Source organism: Xanthomonas campestris pv. campestris str. ATCC 33913 (genome assembly GCF_000007145.1).
In the GTDB taxonomy this organism is placed as follows: domain Bacteria; phylum Pseudomonadota; class Gammaproteobacteria; order Xanthomonadales; family Xanthomonadaceae; genus Xanthomonas; species Xanthomonas campestris.
Genome location: NC_003902.1, coordinates 3,076,869 through 3,098,146, shown reverse-complemented (window position 1 = coordinate 3,098,146; position 21,278 = coordinate 3,076,869). Strand labels below are relative to the sequence as shown.

17 protein-coding genes and 1 pseudogene are annotated in these 21,278 nt (G+C 67.6%); 10 read left to right on the top strand and 8 right to left on the bottom strand.

Annotated elements, in window-relative coordinates; all coding sequences use genetic code 11:
* Positions 1–90: 90 nt before the first annotated feature.
* From XCC_RS13550 to XCC_RS13540, 3 genes are all read left to right on the top strand, one after another.
* The gene (locus tag XCC_RS13550) at positions 91–663 is read left to right on the top strand and encodes a Maf-like protein (protein ID WP_011037740.1); all 573 of its coding nucleotides are present in this window, start codon (positions 91–93) and stop codon (positions 661–663) included.
* On the top strand, positions 664–2,163 hold the full coding sequence (gene rng, locus XCC_RS13545; protein ID WP_011037739.1) for a ribonuclease G: 1,500 nt from the start codon (positions 664–666) through the stop codon (positions 2,161–2,163).
* A gap of 169 nt (positions 2,164–2,332) precedes the next feature.
* Positions 2,333–6,223 (top strand): YhdP family protein, encoded by a 3,891-nt coding sequence (locus XCC_RS13540; protein ID WP_011037738.1) that lies wholly within the window; start codon positions 2,333–2,335, stop codon positions 6,221–6,223.
* A 12-nt stretch (positions 6,224–6,235) separates the two neighbouring features.
* Here the strand turns inward: XCC_RS13540 and XCC_RS13535 are convergent, their stop codons facing one another.
* The gene (locus XCC_RS13535) at positions 6,236–6,991 is read right to left on the bottom strand and encodes a DUF6065 family protein (protein WP_011037737.1); all 756 of its coding nucleotides are present in this window, start codon (positions 6,989–6,991) and stop codon (positions 6,236–6,238) included.
* Positions 6,992–7,089: 98 nt separating this feature from the next.
* Here XCC_RS13535 and tldD point away from each other — a divergent pair, with 98 nt between their 5' ends.
* On the top strand, positions 7,090–8,535 hold the full coding sequence (gene tldD, locus XCC_RS13530) for a metalloprotease TldD (protein ID WP_011037736.1): 1,446 nt from the start codon (positions 7,090–7,092) through the stop codon (positions 8,533–8,535).
* Between the two features lie 169 nt (positions 8,536–8,704).
* Here tldD and yjgA read toward each other — a convergent pair whose 3' ends face one another.
* Complete coding sequence (gene yjgA, locus XCC_RS13525; RefSeq protein ID WP_011037735.1) at positions 8,705–9,286, bottom strand: ribosome biogenesis factor YjgA; 582 nt, start codon at positions 9,284–9,286, stop codon at positions 8,705–8,707.
* A gap of 198 nt (positions 9,287–9,484) precedes the next feature.
* Here yjgA and pmbA point away from each other — a divergent pair, with 198 nt between their 5' ends.
* Positions 9,485–10,852 (top strand): metalloprotease PmbA, encoded by a 1,368-nt coding sequence (gene pmbA, locus XCC_RS13520; RefSeq protein WP_011037734.1) that lies wholly within the window; start codon positions 9,485–9,487, stop codon positions 10,850–10,852.
* A gap of 127 nt (positions 10,853–10,979) precedes the next feature.
* Positions 10,980–11,369, top strand: a complete 390-nt coding sequence (locus XCC_RS13515) for a DUF4870 domain-containing protein (RefSeq protein WP_011037733.1) — start codon at positions 10,980–10,982, stop codon at positions 11,367–11,369.
* A gap of 71 nt (positions 11,370–11,440) precedes the next feature.
* On the opposite strand, the pseudogene XCC_RS13510 reads toward XCC_RS13515, so the two are convergent.
* Positions 11,441–12,538, bottom strand: a pseudogene (locus XCC_RS13510) (M35 family metallo-endopeptidase).
* A gap of 110 nt (positions 12,539–12,648) precedes the next feature.
* Between XCC_RS13510 and XCC_RS13505 the strand changes: the two are divergent.
* Positions 12,649–12,858 carry a hypothetical protein gene (locus tag XCC_RS13505; RefSeq protein WP_129588937.1) on the top strand — a complete coding sequence of 70 codons (210 nt, stop codon included), beginning with the start codon at positions 12,649–12,651 and terminating at the stop codon, positions 12,856–12,858.
* Between the two features lie 161 nt (positions 12,859–13,019).
* Here XCC_RS13505 and XCC_RS13500 read toward each other — a convergent pair whose 3' ends face one another.
* The 4 genes from XCC_RS13500 to XCC_RS13485 all read right to left on the bottom strand — a co-directional run bounded on the left by XCC_RS13500 (position 13,020) and on the right by XCC_RS13485 (position 17,280).
* Complete coding sequence (locus tag XCC_RS13500) at positions 13,020–13,895, bottom strand: polyprenyl synthetase family protein (RefSeq protein WP_011037730.1); 876 nt, start codon at positions 13,893–13,895, stop codon at positions 13,020–13,022.
* Positions 13,896–14,159 carry an exodeoxyribonuclease VII small subunit gene (locus tag XCC_RS13495; protein WP_011037729.1) on the bottom strand — a complete coding sequence of 88 codons (264 nt, stop codon included), beginning with the start codon at positions 14,157–14,159 and terminating at the stop codon, positions 13,896–13,898. It abuts the gene before it with no gap.
* Positions 14,160–14,190: 31 nt separating this feature from the next.
* On the bottom strand, positions 14,191–15,489 hold the full coding sequence (tilS, locus tag XCC_RS13490; protein WP_043877886.1) for a tRNA lysidine(34) synthetase TilS: 1,299 nt from the start codon (positions 15,487–15,489) through the stop codon (positions 14,191–14,193).
* Between the two features lie 84 nt (positions 15,490–15,573).
* Positions 15,574–17,280 carry an alkaline phosphatase gene (locus tag XCC_RS13485; RefSeq protein ID WP_011037727.1) on the bottom strand — a complete coding sequence of 569 codons (1,707 nt, stop codon included), beginning with the start codon at positions 17,278–17,280 and terminating at the stop codon, positions 15,574–15,576.
* A gap of 139 nt (positions 17,281–17,419) precedes the next feature.
* Between XCC_RS13485 and XCC_RS13480 the strand changes: the two genes are divergently transcribed.
* Both XCC_RS13480 and XCC_RS13475 read left to right on the top strand, forming a co-directional pair.
* The gene (locus XCC_RS13480; RefSeq protein ID WP_011037726.1) at positions 17,420–18,760 is read left to right on the top strand and encodes a dicarboxylate/amino acid:cation symporter; all 1,341 of its coding nucleotides are present in this window, start codon (positions 17,420–17,422) and stop codon (positions 18,758–18,760) included.
* Between the two features lie 7 nt (positions 18,761–18,767).
* On the top strand, positions 18,768–19,586 hold the full coding sequence (locus XCC_RS13475; protein WP_012437913.1) for a class I SAM-dependent methyltransferase: 819 nt from the start codon (positions 18,768–18,770) through the stop codon (positions 19,584–19,586).
* A 21-nt stretch (positions 19,587–19,607) separates the two neighbouring features.
* Here the strand turns inward: XCC_RS13475 and XCC_RS13470 are convergent, their stop codons facing one another.
* Positions 19,608–20,363 (bottom strand): hypothetical protein, encoded by a 756-nt coding sequence (locus XCC_RS13470; RefSeq protein WP_011037724.1) that lies wholly within the window; start codon positions 20,361–20,363, stop codon positions 19,608–19,610.
* A 320-nt stretch (positions 20,364–20,683) separates the two neighbouring features.
* Between XCC_RS13470 and XCC_RS13465 the strand changes: the two genes are divergently transcribed.
* Positions 20,684–21,175 carry an acyl-CoA thioesterase gene (locus XCC_RS13465; protein WP_011037723.1) on the top strand — a complete coding sequence of 164 codons (492 nt, stop codon included), beginning with the start codon at positions 20,684–20,686 and terminating at the stop codon, positions 21,173–21,175.
* Positions 21,176–21,278 lie beyond the last annotated feature (103 nt).

Genomic DNA, 21,278 nt, shown 5'->3' with positions numbered 1-21,278 from the left:
TGGGACCGATGAATATGCTGTGAGTCGATCGTGCGCGGCGATGGCGCGACAGGCAAGCGTGCAGGGACGGCCAACAGGTATGCTGGGTGGATGCTCTATCTTGCCTCCCGATCGCCGCGCCGACACGAACTCCTGCAACGCCTCGACGTGCCGTTCCAGACCCTGGAACTGGACGTGCCCGAAGTGCGCGCGCCGGGTGAATCGCCCGAGCACTATGTGCACCGCGTGGCCTTGGACAAGGCGCGCGCGGGGCTGGCACTGGTACAGGCCGACGATGCCCAGGCCATCGTGCTCGGCTCCGATACCGAAGTGGTGCTGGGCGAGCGCGTGTTCGGCAAGCCGGTCGATGTCGATGATGCGATCGCCATGCTCACAGTGCTGGCGGGGCGCACCCACCAGGTGCTCACCGCGGTGGTGCTGGTCGGAGCACAGCGGCCACCGCTGCAGGCGCTGGTGGTGTCGGAGGTCACCTTCGATGCGCTCGACGCGACCCGGATCGCCGCTTATGCGGCGTCTGGCGAGCCCATGGGCAAGGCCGGCGCGTACGCGATCCAGGGGCGTGCGGAGCGCTTCATTACCCATTTGTCTGGCAGCTATTCCGGCGTGATGGGATTGCCGCTGTTCCAGACCTCGCAATTGCTCACAGCCTTCGGAGCGCATTAGATGTCGGAAGAGATCCTGGTCAACGTCACCCCCCGCGAAACCCGCGTGGCCGTGATCGAGAACGGCATGTTGCAAGAGCTGCATATCGAACGTGGTTGGCGCCGCGGGGTGGTGGGCAATATCTACAAGGGCAAGGTGCAGCGGGTGATGCCCGGCATGCAGGCTGCGTTCGTGGAAGTGGGCCTGGAGCGCGCCGCGTTCCTGCATGCCAACGACGTGGTGCGGCCGGCCCCGGCGCCAGCGAGCGTGGTGGATACCGAAGAAACCCCGATCCCGCCGCCGCCGGCCGCCTCGGTGCCGATCGTGGAGCTGTTGCGCGACGGCCAGGACATCGTGGTGCAGGTGGTCAAGGACCCGATCGGCACCAAGGGCGCGCGGCTGACCACGCAGATCAGCATTCCCTCGCGGTATCTGGTGCTGTTGCCGCAGTCCAAGGTGGTGGGTGTCTCGGCGCGAATCGAAGACGAGGCCGAGCGCCTGCGCCTGAAGACCATCGTCAGCGAGGTCTCGGCCCAGCATGGCGGCTTCGGCTACATCATCCGCACCAATGCCGAGGGCCAGCCGGCCGAAGCCCTGGCCGAAGACATCGCCTATCTGTCGCGGGTGTGGAACGTGGTCGAGCGGCGCGGCCGCGAGGCGTCGGCGTGCAGCATCATTTACGAAGACCTGAGCCTGCCCCTGCGTGCGGTGCGCGACCTGATCCGCAAGGACGTGGAGAAGGTCAAGGTCGACTCCAACGAGACGTTCGTGCAGCTGCAGGCCTTCGTGGCCAAGTACATGCCGGTGCTGGCCGAGCGGCTGGAGCTGTACACCGGCGACCGCCCGATCTTCGATCTGTATGGCGTGGAAGACGAAATCGGCCGCGCGCTGGACAAGCAGGTGCCGCTCAAGTCCGGCGGCTACCTGGTCATCGACCAGACTGAAGCGATGACCACCATCGACGTCAACACCGGTTCGTTCGTCGGCCAGCGCAATCTGGAAGAAACCGTCTTCCGCACCAATCTGGAGGCGGCGCAGGCGGTGGCCCGGCAGCTGCGGCTGCGTAACCTGGGCGGCATCATCATCATCGATTTCATCGACATGGATGATCCCGAGCATCGGCGCCAGGTGTTGCGCACGCTGGAAAAGGCATTGGCCCGCGACCACGCCAAGACCACCGTGTACGAGTTCTCGCCGCTGGGCCTGGTGGAGATGACCCGCAAGCGCACCGTGGAAAGCCTGGAGCGGCAGTTGTCGGAAACCTGCGGCCAGTGCGGCGGGCGCGGCACCATCAAGACCGCCGAAACGGTGACCTACGAAATCTTCCGCGAGATCACCCGCGCGGTGCGGCAGTTCGATGCCGCGCGGCTGCTGGTGATCGCCTCGTCCAAGGTGGTGGCGCGCATCACCGACGAAGAATCCGCGGCGGTGGCCGAACTGGAGGAATTCCTCGGCAAGAGCATCCGCTTCCAGTCCGACGACCAATACCTGCAGGAGCAGTTCGACGTGGTGCTGCTGTGAGGCAGGGAATGGAGAGTCGGGAATCGGGAATGGGGGAAGAGCGAAAGGCTCTCTGCGGGATACTGTTAACGGCCTTAGAATGGGGGAGTGCGCGAACGGATGATCGTGCGTACGGGGCGCTGCGTGCTCTTACGACTCCCGACTCCCGACTCCCGATTCCCCGCCGTTAATGCCGACCCCGCTGCGCCGCCGTCTCCGCCTGTTTCGCCGTTATGCGATCACCGCCAGTGCGCTCGCGCTGGTGGCGCTCGCCGTGCTGGTGGGCGCGGCCAGCCAGGCGCTGCCGCTGGCAGAGCAGCATCCGCAACAGATTGCCGCGTGGCTGAGCGAGCGTGCCGGCCAGCCGATCCGCTTCGACCGCCTGCAGACCGAATGGACCCGCCGCGGCCCGTTGTTGCGTCTGGATGGGCTGCGCATCGGCCCCAACGGTGACGTGCGTGTGGGCCAGGCCGAAGTGGTGCTGGCGATGTACGCCGGCCTGTTGCCGGGCCATGCGCTGACCGAGGTGCGCCTGCGCGGGCTCGCTTTGACCCTGCAGCGTGGCGATGACGGGGTGTGGTCGGTGCAGGGGCTGCCCAGTGGCCGGCACGCCGATCCCCTGGACGCCTTGCGCCGGTTGGGCGAAATCCAGGTGTCGGAGGCGCGGCTGCATATCGATGCGCCGTCGATCGGGCTGGACACCACGCTGCCACGGATCGATCTGCGGCTGCGCGTGCAGGGCGCGACCCTGCGTGTCGGCAGCCGCAGCTGGATCGACCTGGCACGCGCGCCGCTGACCTCGGTGCTGGAGTTCGACCGCGACAGTGGCGATGGCAGCGCGTACGCGCAGGCCGCGCCGGCGGACCTGGCCGCGTGGGCGTCGCTGCTGCAGGCCGGCGGCGTGCGGGTGGATGGCGGCAGCGGACGGCTGCAGGCCTGGGCGCAGCTGCGTGCCCGCCGCGTGTCAGCGGTCACCGTGGTGGCCGACCTCACCCAGGTGCAATTGTCGGGAGCGCCGTTGGCTGGCGAATCGGCGCGCCGCACGCTCAAGTGGGAACGCCTGCAGGCGCGTGCGCGCTGGCAGACCGTGGCGGGTGGCTGGCGGCTGGATGCACCACAGCTGCGCCTGGGCAGCGCGAACACGCTGCAGCATCTCGACGGCCTGAGCATCGCCGCCGGGCGCCGTTATGCGGTGGTGGGCGACGCGCTGGATGTGTCCGGGCTGATCGCCGCCGCTGCGCTGAGCGACCAGCTGTCGCCGGGCCTGCGCCGCTGGCTGGCGTTGTCCAGGCCGCAGTTGCGCGTGAGCAAGCTGCAGCTGGCGGGCGAGCAGGGCGGCGCGGTGCGCGCGCAGGGGCAGGTCGAGGAACTGGCATTCCAGCCGGTCGGGAAATCGCCGGGCATCAGCGGCCTGCGCGGGCACTTCGACGGCGATGCGCAGGCGATCGCGCTGCAAACCGCGCCCGACGCCACGCTGCGCTTCGACTGGCCCACCGGCTTTGGTGTGGTGCACGAGGTGCAACTGGCCGGTAGCATCGTTGGCTGGCGCGACGGCGACGGCTGGCAGGTCGCCACGCCGGCGCTGCGGGTGCAGGCCAAGGACTACGGCGCCAACCTGCGCGGCGGGATGTGGTTTCAGAACGATGGCACCCGGCCACGCATCTCCCTGGCGGCGCAGCTGGATGACGCCGCACTGCCGGTGGCGCGCAAGTTCTGGATCCGTTCGAAGATGAGCAAGGCCGCCATCGACTGGCTCGACATGGCGGTAGCCGGGGGCGTGATTACCGGCGGCACCGGCCTGGTCAGCGGCGACCTGGACGACTGGCCGTTCGACAACAACGATGGCCGCTTCGAAGCCTTCGGGCAGATTCGCGATGGCGAAATCCGCTTCCAGCCGGACTGGCCGGCGATGACCCAGGTGCAGGCCGACCTGCGCTTCATCGGCAATGGTTTCTCGCTGCAAGGCAGCGGCGCGCTGGCCGGCACGCCGGTGGCGCAGTTCGGGGCCGGTATCCCCAATTTCGCCACCTCCGAGCTCTATGTGCGCGCCTCCACTCAGGCTGACACTGCGCAGTTGCTGGGCATGTTGCGCAGCAGCCCGCTGGAGCGCCGCTATGGCGACACCTTGCGCAACCTCACCACCTCCGGCCCGGCCGCGGTCACCTTCGATCTGCTGCGCCCGTTACGCACCAAGGGCGTGGGCGGGCATCTGCAGGGCACCGTTGCGCTGCAGGGCGCCAAGCTGGCCGACGCGCGCTGGAACCTGGCCTTCGATCAGGTCAGCGGGCAGGCCGAGTACCGCGACAGCGGCTTCGGCGCCGAGCATCTGAGCGTGCAGCATCAGGGCCGCACCGGCGAGCTGGCGTTGCGTGCCGGCGGCTTTGTGCAGGACCCGGCGCAGGCGTTCGAGGCGCGCTTCGGGGCCACGCTGGATGCGAAGGAGCTGTTCGACCGCGCGCCGCAGATGGAATGGCTGCGTCCGTATGTGCATGGCAGCGCGCCATGGCAGGTGGGCGTGGATGTGCCGCTGGCGCGTCCGGGGCAGCCCGATGTGCCTGCACAGCTCACGTTGCGCTCGCAGTTGGTCGGCACCACGCTGGATCTGCCCGCACCGCTGGACAAGCCGGCCACGCAGCCGCTGGACACGCGGGTCAAGGTGGCGTTGCCGGTGGGCAATGGCGATATCGACGTGGCGTTCGGCCAGCTGGTGGCGGTCAAGGCCAGCAGCCAGGGCACCCAGACCGGCGTGCGCGTGGTGATGGGCACCGACACCGTGACCGAGCGGCCGCCGGCCAATGGCCTGGTGGTCAATGGCCGCACCGCCTCGCTGGATGCCATCGACTGGATCAGCCTGGCACGCGGCAGTGCCGAGCCCGACACGCCGCCGCTACCCGGCCAACCGGCGCAGCCAAGCGAAAAGCTGCCGCTGCTGCAGGTGGATGTGCAGGCCGACAAACTGTTGATGATTGGCGGCGTCTTTCCGCAGACCCGCCTGCGCCTGCGCCCCACTCGCGATGCGGTGGCGGTGACATTGGATGGGCCGTCGCTGGCCGGCCAGCTCACCGTGCCCAATGCCGATGGCGCCGCAGTGCAGGGCAAGCTCAGCACGGTGCGCTGGCAGCCGGTGGCCGCTGCGCCGGAACCGGCCGCGCCCGAACCCGGCGACCCGCTCGCCGGCGCATTGCCGGAGCCGGCGCGGCGCGCGGTGGCCGAGTTCGACCCGGTGTCGATCCCGCCGCTATCGCTGGATATCGACGACCTGCGCGTGGGCAAGATGACCCTGGGCGCGGCCACCTTGCGCAGCAGCCGGCTCACCGACGGCATGCAGGTGGACCAGCTGCAACTGCGCTCGGACGACCAGAACATCGGCCTGACCGGCGCCTGGCGCGGCAAGGGCGAGGCCGCCAGCACGCGGCTGTCTGCGCGCGTGGACAGCCGCAACCTGGGCAATCTGCTGCAGAACCTCACCCTGGGCGGGCAGCTGCGCGGCGGCGAAGGCCAGCTGGAACTCAACGCCGGCTGGCAGGGCTCGCCGACCGGGTTTGCGCTCGGCTCGCTCGAGGGCAATCTCACCGTGGACGCCCGCAACGGCCAGTTGCTGGAAGTGGACCCCGGCGCCGGCCGCGTGCTTGGCCTGCTCAGCGTGGCGCAGTTGCCGCGCCGGTTGATGTTCGACTTCCGCGACTTCTTCTCCAAGGGCCTGGCGTTCAACAAGCTCGCTGGCGAAGTGCGCTTTGGCGATGGCTTTGCGCGCACCGATGCGATCCGGATCGAAGGCCCGGCTGCCGACATCGCCATCCGCGGGCAGACCGACCTGCGTGCGCAGACCTTCGACCAGACCGTGGACGTGAACCCCAAGGCCGGCAATCTGCTCACGGTGGTGGGCGCGGTGGCCGGTGGCCCGGTGGGTGCGGCGGTCGGCGCGGCCGCCAATGCGGTGCTCGGCAAACCGCTGGGCGCGATTGGCGCCAAGACCTATCACGTCACCGGGCCGTGGAAAGAGCCGCAGGTGGACGTGGTGGACCGCGATGCGCGCGAGCGTGCGCCCGCCAGGCCGGCGCCGGACAAGGCGCCGCGCTAGGCAGTCAGTCGATCACTCGCCGGCTGGGTCAAGCGACGCGCCGGTACGCGTGAATAGCGGCAGGCGCAGCCGCGTGCGGTGCCCGGCCACCGGCGTCTGCGCAGGCGCAGTCACGCCACGAAAGTAGCCGCGCTGCCATTTCTCGCGCGCCGCCGCCGATTGCGCGTCCGGCAAGGCTTCCAGGAAACGGCTGCGGCTGTCGGTCCAGTCGGCATGCTGCTGCGCCAGCGCCGGCGTTTCGGACAACGGCTGCCACTGCGGCTGCACCTGTTCGATCAACTGCCGCTGTAGCGGGAACAGATGGCAAAACGGCTCACCCGCCTCGAAGCGCACCCGCCCCGGCCGGGTAAAACGCCAGTTCATGGTGAAGGTGTACGGGCTCCAGTCGGTTTCCACGATGCCGCTCAGCGCACCGATGCCGTCCTTGGGACAGTTCAACGGCCCGGTGACGAACAGGTCCACGCCCGCGTCGGTCCGAAACAGGCAGGGCACGTGGAAGGTCAGCATGCCGTAGCCAAAATGGCTGATCGCCGGCGCGGCGTTGCCGGCATCGGCGGTGATGACCACCGCGCCCAGCCCATCGCCGCCATCCCAGACCGCCTCGAAGCCGGCCTGGCACAGCAGCTCCCAGCCATGCGCATTGGCGATGGCCAGCGGCAGGCAACGGTAGGCGTAGCGTTGGTCGGTGGCATCCATCCAGGCGCGTTCGTGCGGTGCGGGGCGAATATCCAGCGTGTGTCCGTCCAGAACGTGGGCAGTGAGCTTCATGCGTGCGCGGTGGCTGGCAGCGGGCTGGCGATGATAGCCGCGTGCCACGTTCAGCCGCGCGACTTGTCTCCCCGGCGCGAGACCCCCATCCTGACCACATGACCGACACCGCCCTGACTCTGGCCGAATCCCGGCTGCTGCTTCCTTCCGGCCTGGATACCGGCCACCTCGACCGCACCTTCGGCGCCCTGCTGGGCCCCGGCATCGACTTCGGCGACCTGTACTTCCAGCATTCGCGACGCGAGAGCTGGAGTGTGGAAGACGGCATCGTCAAGGACGGTGCGCATTCCATCGAACAAGGCGTGGGCGTGCGCGCCATCTCCGGCGAAAAAACCGGATTTGCCTATTCCGACGACATCCAGCGCGAAGCCTTGCTGGAAGCGGCCCAGTCGGCGCGCGCGATCTCACGCGACGGCGGCGCGCAATCCACCCGCACGCTGGTGCGCGGCAACGGCCGTGCGCTGTATCCGGCCACCGACCCGATCGACGACATGGACAGCGCCACCAAGGTGGACCTGCTGCGCCGCATCGACCAGTACCTGCGCGCTGCGGACGCGCGCGTCAAGCAGGTGATGGTGAATTTGTCCGGCGGCGTGGACACGGTACTGATCGCGCGCAGTGACGGTGTGCTGGCCGCCGACGTGCGCCCGCTGGTGCGCTTGAACGTGCAGGTGATCGTCGAACACGGCGGCCGCCGCGAGTCCGGCTATTCCGGTGGCGGTGGCCGTTACGGCTATGCCGAGCTGTTCGCCGATGGCCGCCCGGAAGGTTTTGCGCGTGAAGCATTGCGCCAGGCGCTGGTCAACCTGGATGCGATTCCCGCGCCGGCCGGCGTGATGCCGGTGGTGCTGGGGCCGGGCTGGCCGGGCGTGCTGCTGCACGAAGCGGTGGGCCATGGGCTGGAAGGCGACTTCAATCGCAAGGGCACCAGCGTCTACGCCGGCCGCATTGGCGAGCGCGTGGCCTCCAAGGGCGTGACCATCGTCGATGACGGCACCCTGGATGGACGCCGCGGCTCGCTCAATATCGATGACGAAGGCACGCCCAGCCAGTGCACCACGCTGATCGAAGACGGCGTGCTGGTCGGCTACATGCAGGACACCCACAACGCGCGCCTGATGGGCGTGGCGCCCACCGGCAATGGCCGCCGCGAATCCTTCGCGCACCTGACCATGCCGCGCATGACCAATACCTACATGCGTGCCGGCGAGCACGACCCGCAAGAGATGATCCGCTCGGTCAAGAAGGGCATCTATGCGGTCAACTTCGGTGGCGGCCAGGTCGACATCACCAGCGGCAAGTACGTGTTCTCCGCAACCGAGGCCTACCTGATCGAAGACGGCAAGGTCACCGCGCCCGTGAAGGGCGCCACCCTGATCGGCAACGGCCCGGAAACCATGCAGAAGGTGCGCATGATCGGCAACGATCTGGCCCTGGACGAAGGCGTGGGCGTCTGCGGCAAGGACGGGCAGAGCGTGCCGGTCGGCGTGGGTCAGCCGTCGCTGCTGATCGACGGCATCACCGTGGGCGGAACGCGGGCCTGAGATGCCGGGAATCGGGAATCGGGAGTGGGGAATCGCAACGGCAGGGGCGCAGAGCGGTGCGTTGGGCGGTTGCGGTTTGCCGGTTCAGCAGAGGGGAATCGGGAATCGGGAATGGGGAATTGCAACGGCAGGAATCGCCGTTGCGGGGCTCGGTGGATCGGGCGGAGCCTTATTCGTCGTTTTCCGACGCCGACTCTTCGTCTTCCAATCCCGCATCCCCACTCTCCAATCCGGGCTTCTGAGACAGATCACGCAGCACCTGGAACAGCTCGCGGTAGGCGCGCGGCGGCTTGTTCTTGGCCCGCTCGTGGATCGCGTTGCGCACCAGTTGACGCAGTTGCTGGCGGTCGGCAGCCGGGTAGGCTTCCAGCAATTCGGCCAGCGCGACGTCGCCTTCGGCGAGCAGGCGCTCGCGCCAGCGTTCGACGCGGTGAATCGCCGCCACTTCGCGGCGCGCGGTATCGCTGTTGGCATCCAGCGCATCGCGGATCGCATCCAGGGTTTCGTCGTCCTCGCGGCGCATGTGCTTGGCCAGAAACGCCAGCTGGCGCTTGTGCGCGATATGCGAGGTGATGCGCTTGCTCTCTTCGATGTGCGGGATCAACGACTCGGGCACCGGCAACTTGGCCAGCTGCGCCGGGGTGAGCGCCACCAGCTTTTCGCCCAGGTCGAAAATTTCCAAGGCCTCGCGCCGTTGCTGGCTGCGGCTGGCGCCACGAAATTCACCGGTATCTTCATCGCGTCCGCGCATGCCACTACATCCCAAAACGTGTTTAGTTAAATTTCCGGCCATGAACGGCCGGACTCCGGCGGAAGACTCCGCACCAAATTCAGACACTGCGGCCATGGATGGCCGAGCGTTCTGCGGAAGGATCCGCATCCAAATTCAGACAGTCCGGCCACGATGGCCGGGCTTTCGCGGACGGATTCGCATCCAAAGGATAAAGCATTGAACGCACTCTCCTCCGAAACCCGTGTGACCGACGACAGCCTGCAGCGCCTGGAGGCACTCACCGACATCTCTCAGCGGCTGCTCGAGCGCGCCCGCGCCGCCGGCGCGACCCAGGCCGAAGTGAGCTGCAGCGAAGAACGTGGTCTGGACGTGAACGTGCGGCTCGGCGAGGTGGAAACGGTCGAGTCCACGCGCGATCGCGGCATTGCGGTCACGGTGTACTTCGGCAAGCGCAAGGGCAGTGCGAGCACCGCCGACCTGCAGGAATCCAGCCTGGAGGCCACCGTTGCGCAGGCCTGCGCCATTGCCCGCTATACCGAAGATGACCCCGCCGCCGGCCTGGCCGATGCGGAGCTGATGGCGCGCGACTTCCCCGAGCTGGACAGCTGGCACCCGTGGGCGCTGGATGCCGACACCGCCGTGGACCTGGCGCTGGCCTGCGAAAACGCCGGCCGGCAGGCCGATGCGCGGATCAGTAACTCCGATGGCGCCTCGGCCAGTACCGGGCTCAGCCTGTCGGTGTATGCCAACTCGCACGGATTCATCGGGCGCGAGCGTGGCACCCATCATTCGATCAGCTGCGCGCTGATTGCCGGGCAGGGCGATGGCATGCAGCGCGATGGTTGGTACAGCAGTGCGCTGGCGCGCGAAGACCTGGAAGCGCCGGACGCGATCGGCCGGCATGCCGCCGCGCGCACCGTGGCACGGTTGCAGCCGCGCTCGCTGCCGACCGGCCAGTTGCCAGTGCTGTTCGCGCCGGAAGTGGCACGCTCGCTCGTTGGGCATCTGCTCGGTGCAGTGTCCGGCGGTGCGTTGTACCGCCGCGCCAGCTTCCTGCTTGATAGCGTCGGCACCCAGCTGTTTCCCGACTGGTTCGGTATCGAGGAATTGCCGCACTTGCGTCGCGGCCTGCGCTCGGCCGCGTTCGACGGGGAAGGCGTGGCCACGCGTCGCTCGGCTCTGGTCGACGGCGGCGTGCTGCAGCGTTATGTGCTGGGCAGCTATTCGGCGCGCAAGCTCGGGCTGCAGACCACCGCCAATGCCGGCGGGGTGCACAACCTGCAGGTGACCGCCAATGCCGGCGACCTGGCATCGATGGTCGCCGGCATGTCGCGCGGGCTGCTGGTCACCGAGCTGATGGGCAACGGCGTCAACGCGGTGACCGGCGACTATTCGCGCGGTGCCGGCGGGTTCTGGGTCGAGAACGGCGAGATCGCCTATCCGGTCGACGGGCTGACCATTGCCGGCAACCTGCGCGACATGTTTGCCGGGATCGAAGCGGTGGGCAGCGATGTCGACCCGCGCTCGCACGTCAAGATCGGCTCGGTGCTGATCAATCGCATGACCGTGGCCGGCGACAGCTGAGTCACCCGCCCAGTAACTGCGCCCGCCAGCGTCCCGGCGCTGGCGGACCCATGGCTTCCCGCACTGGTGGCGCGCGGATTGGTTGCTATAGTCCGCCGCACACCACAACCATGCATGGGGAGACATGATGAGCGAGTTCGACACACACGCCGCGCCACCACCGCCGCCGATCAGCACCGGCACGCCCTCGGAAGAGCGCACGTTGGCACTGGCCGCGCACCTGCTGGGCATCCTGACGTCCTTCATCGGCGCGCTGGTGATCTGGCTGATCAGCAAGGACGCCGGCCCGTCCAAGCCGTTTGCCACCGACCAGGCCAAGGAAGCGCTGAACTTCCAGATCACCGTGATCATCGCCTACGTGGCTGCGGTGATCCTGACCATCGTGTCGTTCGGCATCCTGTTCTTCGTGCCGACGCTGGTGTGGGTCGCCAACCTGGTGCTCTGCATCCTGGCGGCGGTCAAGGCCAACAGCGGCGAGAGCTACCGCTATCCGTTCACGCTGCGCCTGATCAAGTAATTCTTGATTACGCGTAAAACAAAGGCCCGGCAGTCATGCCGGGCCTTTGGCGTTTTTAGAAAGTCACGCAATCAGTTCTGCGCCGGGGTGTTCTCGGCAAAGTACTCGTGGCTGTCGGCATTGGTGATCGCCTGGGCCGGGTTGCTGATCGCCAGGCTGCGTGCGCCGGACTGACCATACACGCGGTCCTGGGTGCCGGCCACCACGGTGAAGTGGCTGGTCTCGTGCACCAGCGTGCCGGCCTTGGAGTCGGTGCCGGTTGTCGACGCGCTCCAGAACGCGTTGCAGACATGGATCTCGTACGGCTGGTTCGGATAGACGTAAGCGAAGGCGTCCGCCAGATCCGCTTCGCAGCTGCAGTTGATCGTCAGCTGGCCATTGTTCTGGTCCAGCGCGTTGTCGATGTTGACGAAGTTGGAGCTGACCCGGCTGTAGCGCGCGGCGTTGTAGGTGCCGAACCAGGTGGTGTAGCGCGCCCCGGTGCTGCCGCCGTTGAGGTAGGTACGCGCGTTCTGCGAGTAATTACGCGCGGCAGCGACGCCACTGGCGGCCTGGTTGGTGCGGGTGGTGCTGCAGTTGAGATAGTTGATGCCGTTGACCACGGCGGTCGGGCCGATTGCGAGCTGGCGCTATACACCACGTCGCGCGCCATCCAGCCAAACAGTGAGCGGGGTGCTGGTGGCCACTGCCGGCAGGCCGTTTGCGGCCTTCATCGGGCTGCCATCGGACAGCGAGGCGTACTGCAGCGACGAGCGCACCTGGATGGTGTAGTTGCCGCTGGTGGACAGGTCATAGGCGCCGGCCAGATCCACCTCGCCCTGGACGCTCTGGCCCGGCTGCAGGATGGTGAAGTCGGCTGCCTTGGGCAGGCCGCGCTTGACCAGGCGCCCGGTGTAGTCCACCGGCTTGCCGTCGCGGCTCACCTCCAGGATGCCGTTGTCCAGCGACTTCAGCGGCAGCTGATAGGTCGGAACGCGGGCAACCTGGCTACCGTTGTTGGTGACGGTGACCGCGATCTTGCCTTGATGTCGCCCGGCCTGGTCGGCCACTGGCGCCAGTTCGATGGTCAACGGAACCGGTCCGCGCACGGACTGTGCCTGCGCCGAACCGAGCACGCCGACGACGGCCAGCGTGCCTGCTGCAAACGATGCAAGAAAAACATTCTTCACCAGTGACTCTCCTTGGTCGGGGGATGCCCGCAAGCGCGGGCAGGCCAAACCTAGGCAGAGCGAGCGAACGCGACAAGCCGTTCAATTAGCGATATTTCTGGATGTGGCGCATGGGTTATGCATCCGGATACATCACTGGTGTAGATAATTCAGCGATAAAGCCTGCTGGCGGTCACGGAATTGTGGTGCCTGTGTGTCGCCGGCTGACACAAACGCTGGCGACCAATGTGCCGTTTTGTGACCAGGCGCGCCTGTTGCCTGAATGGACCCGCGTGATCGACCGTGCGGTGGCGCACGGAATGCGCAAACGTGTCGCGTAACGCGAACACCGGGAAGGTGATGCCCGCGCCAGCGCTGTGATTGCGTTGGGGTCTAGCAGGGGCGGTGATGTGCGGAGCGATGCGTCGGATGTCGCCGCGCCAGACACCCACGCACCATCACACGCGCTTGGCAGCCGCGCATGAGGCCTGGTTAGCCGTGCCTAGTGGGCGCGGTCGACCGCGAAGCGGCCGAGGCTGGCCAAGGTGGCGCCGGATTCGCCGTAGGGCAGCAACAGCGCATGCATATGGCTGGCCAGTTCCGCCAGCTTGGTTTTGGCGCCGTCCATGCCCAGCAAGGCGGGGTAGGTGGACTTGGACTGCGCCGCATCCTTGCCGGCAGTCTTGCCGAGCTGGGCGGAGCTTGATTCCACATCCAGGATGTCGTCACGCACCTGGAACGCGAGCCCCAGCGCGTCGGCAAACGCATCCAGGCGCTGCTGGTCGGCAATACCCGCGCCGCCTGTCAGCACGCCCATGCGCACCGCGGCGCGGATCAGCGCACCGGTCTTGAGTGCATGCATGCGCTGCAGTGCCTCCAGCGCCTGCACCTGCCCGGTGGCGTCGATATCCAGCGCCTGCCCGCCACACATGCCGGCCGCACCGGCGGCAGATGCCAGGCTCTGCAACCAGCCCACCCGCAGTGCCGCATCTGCCGGTGCCTCGGCCAGCAGTTCGAATGCGCGTGCCTGCAAGGCATCGCCGGCCAGGATCGCAGTGGCTTCGTCGAAGGCGATGTGCACCGTAGGGTGGCCGCGACGCAGCGCGTCATCGTCCATCGCGGGTAGGTCATCGTGCACCAGCGAATACGCGTGGATCAGTTCCACCGCCACCGCCGGCGCATCCAGGCTGCCTTCTTCGGCGCCGAACAAGGCACCGCTTGCATAGACCAACAGCGGACGCATGCGCTTGCCGCCACCGAGCACGGCGTGGCGCATGGCCGCGTGCAGACGCTGCGGGGCGAGGGCGGGGCTGGGAAGGCAGGCGTCCAGCTGCCGTTCGGTGCGAGCAACCCAGCGCTCAAACAACGCCGCGCTCACTCAGCCGCCATCCAGCGACGGCGGCTCGAATGCTTCTGCCTGTTCGGGGCGTGCGGGGTCGGTCACCAGACGCACGCGCAATTCCGCCTGTTCCAGCGCCTGCTGGCAATCGCGGTACAGCCCGATGCCGCGCTCGTAGGCGGTGAGCGACTGCTCCAGGCTCATCTCGCCCACTTCCATCTTCTGCACCAGTTGCTCGAGTTCTTCCAGCGACTGTTCGAAGCGGGCGACGGGGGAGGATTCGTTCAAAGACTTCTTGGCCATCGACAAAGTGTGCGGCGCGCGCGCAGGCGGGTCAATTCGCGGGTGCAGCGCTGCGCCACTGCAGGCGCGCGGCGTGCGCACGCAACCACTGGTCCAGCTTGGCAGACACGATCTGATCACCGGCGGCCAGCAACGTCTTGCCGGCCCACAACAAGGGCAGGCGCGTGCGTTCCCACGGCGGCAGGTCTGATTGCTGCAGCAGATGTTTGAGCTGATGCGAATGGGTCCGGCCCGGCAGCACGATGCGCTCGCCCCCCTGGCGCGCGCGCACTTGCAGTGGCTGCTCGAAGCGCAAGCCCGGCGTGCCGCGCAGTTGCAGTTGCGCGCCGTCGGGCAATAACAGTGTGCTGTCGCCGTTCCACTCGGCCTGCCACTGCGCTGGCCACGTCGCGCGCGCACTGAGCAGGTACAGCTGCTGACGCCAGCGGCGAATTTCTGTCTGTTGCCAGGCAAAGCAGGTCTGCCGATCCGGCTGCGTGGTGGCGATCTCGCGTTCGAGTGCGTGCACGCCCTGCGCCGGCAGCGGCGGCGCGTGCGCAGCGGCCACCCAGGCGCGCAACAGGCGTGCGCGGCGCGCGGGGGAATGGCTGCGCAATGGCTGCAGCTCCAGGGCGCCGGCGCTGTTGCAGACGGTGGGCAGCAGGTTGACGTCGTCGTCGTGCAGCAGGGTGCTGGCATCGCCGCACAGCTGCGCGCTGCGGGCCAGTGCATCGGCCGCCAGCGGCCAGCGCTGCTGCAGCGCCGGCAGAACCTGCGTGCGCAGGAAATTGCGCTCGTGCTGCGGATCGGTATTGCTGGGGTCGTCGATCCAGCGCACTGCATGCGCCTGCGCATAGGCCGCCAGGTCGGCGCGTGCGTGGCCGAGCAACGGGCGCCACAGCGTGCCCGGGCCGAACGGGCGCTGCGGACGCATCGCCGCCAGTCCGTCAGGGCCGGAAGCGCGCAGCGCGCGCAGCAGGAAGGTTTCGGCCTGGTCGTCACGGTGATGCGCCAATGCCAGCCACTCACCCGCGGCCAGGGTCGCTGCAAAGGCCGCATGCCGCGCAGCGCGCGCAGCCGCTTCCAGCCCGCTGCCGCTGTCGCGTGCCACCTGTACGCGCACGACCTGCAGGGCAATCCCCAGGTCCGCGCACTGCTGTTGGCAGTGCAGCGCCCAGGCGTCAGCATCCGCATGCAGGCCATGGTGGACATGCACGGCGCGCAGGCCGGCCTCGCGGTAGCCGTCGGTGGCGGCCAGGGCGTGCAGCAACACGGCCGAATCCATGCCACCGCTGTAGGCGACCAGCACCGGTGCCGGTGGGGTGGCGGGGATCAACCCGGCTGCCTGCATCACGTCCACGTCAGGCCACGCCCGTCATGACGCCGACCGCTGCCAGCCGCGCACCGCACCGGTCGTGCGCGGTGCGCTCGGCCATCAGCGCTGGGTCGCGCGCTCGAAGGTGGTGGGTGCGGGCAGGTTCACCGGCACACCCGCGCTGTCGCAGGTGCCGGCCTTGCACAGGCGCGCACGTAGACGCGGGGTGGCCTGGACGATGACGTGGTAGATCACGTTCTCTTCCAGCGTGCCGCGGAACGCCGCGCTGCCCGGGCCGGTGGCCCAGATGCCGACGTCTTCGCCGCCGTGGCTTTCAGACTTGGTCGGTACCAGCGATTCCTGCATGTAGCTGGGCGCCTCGGTATCCACGTGGGTCAGGTCGGGGCGGCCGCTTGCCGGCTCGCTGCTGCTGGGCTCGTGCGGATACTTTTTCGGCCCGGCCGGCTGTGCGTTGGTCGCGCCGGTATGGCCGGGGCCATTGGCGTAGCTGAGGGTGGTGTAGGGCTGGCCGGCCAGATCGGTGGCCAGCTGGGTGCGGTCGCCTTCTTCGCCGCCGGTGCCGCGCACCTTGCCCAGGATCGGGTTGCCACGCACCGGGTAGCCGACAAAGTTGAGCGTGTGCGAATGGTCGGCGGTGACGATGATCAGCGTGTCCGGCGGCGCTGTCTGCACGGCGGTGCGCACTGCATCCGACAGCGAGACGGTCTCGTCCAGCGCGCGGTAGGCATTGCCCGCGTGGTTGGCGTGATCGATACGGCCGCCTTCGACCATCAGCACGAAGCCGTTCGGGTCGCGCGACAGCGACTGGATCGCGGTGCGGGTCATCTCGGTCAGGCTGGGCTCGCCTTGCGGCGTGCGGTTGCGGTCATGGTCGAACTGCATGTGATCGGGCTCGAACAGGCCCAGCAACGCGGGTGCGCCGGCGGCGGCCTGCAATTGCTGTTCGTTCCACACGTAGGCGCCTTGCGGGTGGGACTGCTTCCACTCGGCCACCAGGTCGCGCCCGTCCAGGCGCAGGCCGACCTTGTCGTCGTACTCGGGGTCGCGCTCCTGCACGGTCTGGAACTGGCTGCGGCCGCCGCCGAGCACCACCTGCGGGCCACGCCCGAAGCGTGCGGTGGAGAGCAATTGCTGGGCGATGTCCTGGCAGCCGGCGATGCGGGCGGCCTCGGGCAGGTCGGTGTCGTTCTCCCAGTTGCGGTCCGGCGAATGCGCGTAGGTCGCCGCCGGCGTGGCGTGGGTCAGACGGGTGGTGGTGACCACACCGGTGGCCATGCCGGCGCTGTCGGCCAGTTGCAGCCAGCTCAGCAGGCCCTTGCCCAGGCTGTCGGCACAGTCGCTGCGGTTGCCGCTGCTGACCCCGATCGCGCCCATGTGCGACTTCACCCCGGTGGTGATCGCGGTCATGGTGCCGGCCGAATCCGGGGTCTGCGAATCGGTGTTGTAGGTCTTGCTGAAGGCGGTGGCGGGGAATTGCTCCCACGACAGCAAATTCTCTTCGCCCGGGCCGCCCTTGCGCTGACCGTCCAGGATGCGTGCGGCGGCCACCGTGGTCAGGCTCATGCCATCGCCCAGGAACAGGACCACGTTGCGTGCCTTGCCGGCCATCGCGCCGTTGCCGGCCGCACGTGCGGCGCCGGAGCGGTACCACCATTGCGGAGTTTCGCCGGCCGGATGCGTTACCGGTGGCACGTCCACCTTGACCGAGGCGGGCGCCGCGGTGGTGGATCCGGCAGTGGAAGCGCAGGCGGCCACGCATAGCGTGGTCAGGGCGGCGAGGGCAGGCAGGCGGTAACGCATCGGCATCGAACTCGTGACTGAATCAATGCCCATTATGCCGGGATGCATCCGTCGCACTGATGACACGCCGCTGTTCCAGTCGTGGCCTCGCGGGCAGGGCGGCCCTGCGATAAGGTGCATGCACTCCCCCCGGATGATTTCACGCATGACATTGGTCTCGGCCTGGTTGCGCATTCCGTTCTGGCAACGCGTGGTGGCCGGCTTCGTGCTGGGCGCGATCGCGGGCGCAGCCATGGGCCCGGCCGCCGAGGTGTGGTTTGGGCCGCTGGGCGATCTGTACGTCACCCTGATCAAGATGATCGCGGTGCCGCTGGTGTTCTTTGCGGTGATCAACGCGATCTCGTCCTTGCACGGGCAAAAATCCGTTGCGGCCTTGGGCGGGCGCACCTTCCTGTGGTTCGTCATCACCGCCGCACTGGCAGTGGGCGTGGGCCTGGCGGTGGGCACGATCATGCAGCCCGGCGCCGGCCATTTCAGCCTGAGTGTGGACTCGGCGTGGAAGCCGCGCGATGTGCCCAGCCCGATCAAGGTGCTGCTGGATGTGGTGCCTTCCAACCCGTTCTACGCGCTGACAGGCATCGGCACCAAGACCAATGCCGCCGGTGAAACCGTGCTGGCCGCCGGGCGTGGCTCGATCCTGCCGGTGATCTTCTTTGCCGCGCTGCTCGGCTTTGCGATGGTCAAGCTGGGTGACCGCGTGGCCGAGGCACGCAAGCTCACCGGGCAGATGAGCGACATCATGATTCAGGTCACCCGCTTCGTGCTGGAGATGACCCCGCTGGGCACCTTCGGCCTGATTGCCGGTTTGGTGGGCAGCTACGGCTTTGCGAAGCTGCTGCCGTTCGGCAATTTCGTGCTGGCGCTGTATGTGGCCTGCGCGCTTCACATCGTGGTGGTCTACAGCAGCCTGTTGCTGCTGCACGGGCTGAACCCGTGGAAGTTCTTCCGCGGTGCGGCGCCTGGCATGCAAGTGGCGTTCGTGAGCTCGTCAAGCTTCGCCGCGATGCCAGTGGCGATGCGCTCGATCACCCACAACCTCGGCGTGAACAAGGACTACGCCGCCTTCGCCGTGCCGCTGGGCGCGAGCATCAAGATGGACGGCTGTGGCGCGATCTTCCCGGCGTTGTGCGCCGTGTTCATCGCGCAATACACCGGCGTGCCGTTGACCGCCAACCAGTATTTCGTGGTGCTGATCGCCTCGGTGCTGGGCAGCTTCGGTACCGCTGGCGTGCCGGGCACCGCGGTGGTGATGGCCACGGTGGTGCTTAGCGCCGCCAACCTGCCGCTGGAAGTGATCGGCTATCTGTACGCCATCGACCGGATCCTCGACATGATGCGCACCATGACCAACGTCACCGGGCAGATGCTGGTGCCGGTGCTGGTGGCCAAGGAGACCGGTCTGCTGGACAAGACGATCTACGAGTCTGCGTCCACCAATGTGGGGCTTGAGGATCCGCCCACCGATCGCGCCGCGCCGCTGCGCTGAGCCGGTGATGGAAGACGGGTTTCCCACCGTGCGCGGGCAATTGCAGGCGCTTGCGCCGTTGCATGTCATCGACGGTGTGCTGGTGCAGGACGGCCTGCCCGACGATCCGTTCGAGCAGCAGTACCTGCAGATCCGGCGCAAGGAAGGCCGGCTGTACACCGACGCGCAGGTGCGCAGCCTGCCGCGCCCCGGTGGCGCGCTGGGCAATACGCTTGAATGGCAGGTGCGCGCGCTGTCCAGCAGCCTGCTGGTGCAGCATCTACAAGCGCACACCGGGCATGGCGCCATTCTCGAACTGGGCTGCGGCAATGGCTGGTTGTCGCATCTGCTTGCGCAGTCCCTGCAGCGCGAGGTCTGCGGTGTCGACGTCAACCGCACCGAATTGACCCAGGCCGCGCGCGTCTTCGGCCATGACGCGCGGCTGACATTCGTCGCTGCCGACATCCACACGCTGGTGCTGCCGCGCGATGTATTCGATGTGATCGTGTTGCCCGCCTGTGTGCAGTATTTCAGCGATCCCGCCGCGCTCGTCAGCCGCCTGCTCGGTTGTCTGCGCGAAGGTGGCGAGCTGCACATCCTCGACAGCCCCCTGTACGCCACGCCGCAACGCGGCCGGGAAAGCGCCGCACGCAGCTTGCGTTACTTCACCGACCTGGGATGCCCGGCACTGGCTGCGCACTATCATCAGCACACCTACGCCAGCTTCGACGGCTTCACCGTGCAGTGGTTGTTCGACCCCCGGCGCGCGGGCACGCGGCTGGGGCGCCTGTTCAAACGGCGGCAGCCGCATTTTCCGTGGTTGTGTCTGCGCAAGCAGGACAACTGACGGTCAGGCAATCGATCGGGGTCAGTGGGCTCGCAGGGCCTCCATCAGCGTGGTGGCCCCCGGGGCCTGGTGCTGGGCAACCGCGCCCACCACGATGAAGAAGACGAGCACGCCCAGCAGCGGCCAGATCGTGTGGCGGACGCACAGCCACCACCAGCCCTGGGCCTGGATGCCGCGCATCCGCCGGTACAGCCCGCCGGCCAATGCCGCGTCCACCAGGAGTTCGGCCATCAGCACCGGTGCCGACCACACCACCCAGACAGCAGCCACCAAGGCGGCTACGGACGCAGCCAGTAGCGCCACGATTGCCAGGACAGGCAATCCCGCATCGCCATCGATGAGGTCCGGAAGTACATCGCCCTCCGAAAGCCCCGAGCTGACTCGTGCGCCCCCTGTGCCGGAACGGCCCGCACCACTGGAGCCGCCACCGCTGGTCCAGCCGGGCGTTGTTGGTGTGCTACCGCCGTCAAGGTCGATGCTGTGATCCAGCAGCTCCTCGTACGCGTCATCCATGTCGTTGCGCCAACGCACCCAGGCCCACATCAGTAGCAAGAACAGGCCATAGGCGGCGAGTGTGGCCAGCGGATAGCGCACCACCATCGCGTCGATGCCGCCATTGCGCAGCAGGTGCGAGCTCAGTAGCCCGCCACTGGCGGTGATCATCACGATGGCGCTCATCTGCAGCCGTGGCCAGCCGTCGCGTTCCAGGCGCTGGCGTGTCTGCAGGAGGTCGTGGATGTGCCGTTCTGGCATCGCGGTGCGTCCTGCAGCAGGCACGCCTGTGCCGGAATGCGGAGCGTAAGGAGTTTCGCGTGTGCGTGCATGTGCAGGCGCCTATCGATCCTGCGTGGTGGCGAGAACGGGAAAGGCATCCGCGGCGCGCATTCGTCGTTGCAAGTGGTCTTTGTCCAGCCTCCTGCTGGAGGAATGACGGATTCGCTCGCAATGCGCTGGCCTGCTGGTACGTAGAGAAGCAGCTTGCGGTCGATACGACTCCGGAATCCAGGCGGGGACGCGGCGCATTGAACGCCACACGATGCCCGCCTGCGCGCACGCACATGGCACACTTCAAGCTCATCCTTTGGCGAGAGACCCCGGTGATTGGCCAACAACGTGATCTGACATTTCGTTTCCTGGCCGAGCCCAGCGACGTCAACTTCGGCGGCAAGGTGCACGGCGGCGTGGTCATGAAGTGGATCGACCAGGTGGGTTTTGCAGCCGCCAGTGGCTGGAGCGGGCATTACTGCGTCACCGTGGCGGTGGGCGGCATCCGCTTCGTGGCGCCGGTGCGCATTGGCGATCTGGTCGCGGTGTCGGCCAAGCTGGTCTACACCGGCCGCAGCAGCATGCATTTCGCCATCGACGTACGCGCGCGCAGCCCGATGGGCGGCGACTCGCGTTTGTGCACCCACTGCATCATCGTGTTCGTGGCGATGGATCCAGACGGCGTCAGCCCGGTGGAAGTGCCGTCATGGCGGCCGTCCACACCGGAAGACCAACGCCTGGCCGAATACGCGCTCAAGGTGATGGAGCTGAGCAAGGGCATCGAAGACACGATGGCGCATTACCAGGCTGATAGCGGACGCTGACCAGCGGTGGTTATGCGGCCTCGCGTCACCTCTCTGATATTTCTGCGCTGCGCATGAGTGGCGCGTGCACTCATCTCTCGCTGCGCCGGGGAGGGGCAAGCGC

What these genes read in the sequence shown, in the direction of transcription:
- XCC_RS13480 (WP_011037726.1), top strand. Translation starts at nt 17,420, where the DNA reads ATGACATTGGTCTCGGCCTGGTTGCGCATTCCGTTCTGGCAACGCGTG.
- rng (WP_011037739.1), top strand. Translation starts at nt 664, where the DNA reads ATGTCGGAAGAGATCCTGGTCAACGTCACCCCCCGCGAAACCCGCGTG.
- XCC_RS13515 (WP_011037733.1), top strand. Translation starts at nt 10,980, where the DNA reads ATGAGCGAGTTCGACACACACGCCGCGCCACCACCGCCGCCGATCAGC.
- tldD (WP_011037736.1), top strand. Translation starts at nt 7,090, where the DNA reads ATGACCGACACCGCCCTGACTCTGGCCGAATCCCGGCTGCTGCTTCCT.
- XCC_RS13540 (WP_011037738.1), top strand. Translation starts at nt 2,333, where the DNA reads ATGCCGACCCCGCTGCGCCGCCGTCTCCGCCTGTTTCGCCGTTATGCG.
- XCC_RS13485 (WP_011037727.1), bottom strand. Translation starts at nt 17,280, where the DNA reads ATGCCGATGCGTTACCGCCTGCCTGCCCTCGCCGCCCTGACCACGCTA.
- yjgA (WP_011037735.1), bottom strand. Translation starts at nt 9,286, where the DNA reads ATGCGCGGACGCGATGAAGATACCGGTGAATTTCGTGGCGCCAGCCGC.
- XCC_RS13475 (WP_012437913.1), top strand. Translation starts at nt 18,768, where the DNA reads ATGGAAGACGGGTTTCCCACCGTGCGCGGGCAATTGCAGGCGCTTGCG.
- XCC_RS13505 (WP_129588937.1), top strand. Translation starts at nt 12,649, where the DNA reads ATGGGTTATGCATCCGGATACATCACTGGTGTAGATAATTCAGCGATA.
- XCC_RS13495 (WP_011037729.1), bottom strand. Translation starts at nt 14,159, where the DNA reads ATGGCCAAGAAGTCTTTGAACGAATCCTCCCCCGTCGCCCGCTTCGAA.
- XCC_RS13550 (WP_011037740.1), top strand. Translation starts at nt 91, where the DNA reads ATGCTCTATCTTGCCTCCCGATCGCCGCGCCGACACGAACTCCTGCAA.
- XCC_RS13535 (WP_011037737.1), bottom strand. Translation starts at nt 6,991, where the DNA reads ATGAAGCTCACTGCCCACGTTCTGGACGGACACACGCTGGATATTCGC.
- tilS (WP_043877886.1), bottom strand. Translation starts at nt 15,489, where the DNA reads ATGCAGGCAGCCGGGTTGATCCCCGCCACCCCACCGGCACCGGTGCTG.